Source organism: Neisseria sp. P0009.S007, from assembly GCF_051962515.1.
Window position 1 is genome coordinate 1 of sequence record NZ_JBQCVF010000243.1, and the last position, 1,937, is coordinate 1,937.

The following is a 1,937-nucleotide window of genomic DNA, read 5'->3' on the forward strand; positions in this document are numbered from 1 at the left end:
TAGAGGTTCATACCGGCTTCCATGCGCAGGGTGTCGCGTGCGCCGAGGCCGCAAGGCTGTACGCCTGCTGCTTGCAGGGCTTTGAAGAATGCGACGGCTTCAGTGCCGGGCAGGATGACTTCGACGCCGTCTTCGCCGGTATAGCCGGTGCGGGCGACAAACCAGTCATTGCCCAAGTCTGCACCTTGGAACGGTTTGAGGCCGTGAATAACGTCTGCCCATTCAGGTTTGACGGTCAGGAGTTTTTCGATGGCTTTCGGGCCTTGTACGGCGAGCATGCCGAGGTCGTAGCGAGGATTGAAGGCAACGCCGAACTCTTGTCCGACTTTGTGGAATTGCGCCGTGTCTTTTTCACGGGTCGCGCCGTTGGACACGATGCGGTATTGTGTTTCGGCTTCGTTGGTGCGGTAAACGATCAAGTCGTCAATCACGCCGCCGTTGTCGTTGAGCAAAGCGGAATAAAGGGCTTTGCCGACAAAAGCGAGTTTGGCGACATCGTTGGCAATCAATTTGCGGAAAAAGGCTTTGGCATTTGCGCCTGCTACGTCGGTAACGAGCATATGGGATACGTCAAACATACCGGCGTCGGTGCGCACGGCTTCGTGTTCGGCGATTTGTGAACCATAATGGATGGGCAGCTCCCAGCCGGCAAAATCTACCAGCTTCGCGCCTGCATCTTGATGGGCTTGATGAAATGGGGTGGTTTTCAGAGCAGTCATTCTCAAGTTTCTCCGGATTTTTTGTTCAGATGCCGCCCGCGCACCTGTGCGCGGATGACCCTATCTGTCCTTGAACCTGAGATTTTCGGCTGTATCCGCATGATGGCAAACCAGTCTGCTCACTGCTTTGCGCGGTTGTCTGAATGGTGGTTCAGACGGCCTTCTCCCCTTCGGTGGACGTTATTCCAACGCCGCTCTCCAGATTGTTTGTTTCAATGTGCAGTCCCTGATACCTGAGCGATTTAAGGGTGTCTGCGCCTTCGGTGGTTACATTGTAGTTGGGTGTAACACTCTCCTGCACATTTCCCGATTATGTCTTGAATCGGCAGTTTGGGCAAGTAGCCGACGAATATTTATGATGTGAATATCCGTCTTTTTATTGGGGCGGCAAAACCTGAGCCCTTATAAAATTGTTAGCTATGCGGCAAATGTTTTTGCAAAAGTCTCAGGCCGTCTGAAGCCCTTACCCGTTTTTCCTATATAATTCTGTTTTTTCGATTTATCCGCGTCCATCATGAACCGCCTCAAACGCATTAAAACCATCCTCTGCACGCTCTACCGCTACCGCCTTGCCGAGCTGATTGCCTCGCTGGTCCGTCCGGGTTGGGCGCGGACTTTCCTCAATATGCTGCCGCAGTCGTCCAAGTTCAAACACGAAATGCCTGCCGTGCGCCTGCGTTTGGCGTTGGAAAGCCTGGGGCCGATTTTCATCAAATTCGGGCAGGTATTGTCCACGCGTCCCGATTTGATTCCGCACGATTACGCGGTCGAACTGGCAAGGCTGCAAGACAAAGTGCCGCCGTTTGACGCGCAACTTTCACGCTCGCAAATCGAAAAATCACTGGGACAATCCATCGACACTTTATACGCGGAATTTGAAACAGAGCCTGTCGCCAGCGCGTCCATCGCCCAAGTACACAAAGCCCACCTGCATTCGGGCGAACAGGTCGCCGTGAAAGTCTTGCGCCCCAACCTTTTGCCCGTTATCGAACAGGATTTGTCGCTGATGCGCTTTGGTGCAGGCTGGGTGGAGCGTTTGTTTTCAGACGGCAAGCGTTTGAAGCCGCGCGAAGTAGTGGCCGAATTTGACAAATACCTGCACGACGAATTGGACTTGATGCGCGAAGCCGCCAATGCCAGCCAGCTCGGTCGCAATTTCCAAAACAGCGATATGCTGATTGTGCCGAAGGTGTTTTACGACTACTGCACCAGCGACGT

At 53.5% G+C, this 1,937-nt stretch carries 2 protein-coding genes and 1 riboswitch; of the genes, one reads left to right on the plus strand and one right to left on the minus strand.

The annotated features are described in order from the left end of the window. On the minus strand, positions 1 to 719 hold a 719-nt coding region (gene gcvT, locus ACTHS3_RS12080), incomplete at its 3' end, for a glycine cleavage system aminomethyltransferase GcvT (RefSeq protein ID WP_440368046.1). A gap of 210 nt (positions 720 to 929) precedes the next feature. After that, positions 930 to 1,027: riboswitch (glycine riboswitch) on the minus strand. A gap of 206 nt (positions 1,028 to 1,233) precedes the next feature. Here gcvT and ACTHS3_RS12085 point away from each other — a divergent pair. Further along, the coding region (locus ACTHS3_RS12085) for an AarF/UbiB family protein (RefSeq protein WP_440368047.1) at positions 1,234 to 1,937 on the plus strand (704 nt) is incomplete at its 3' end.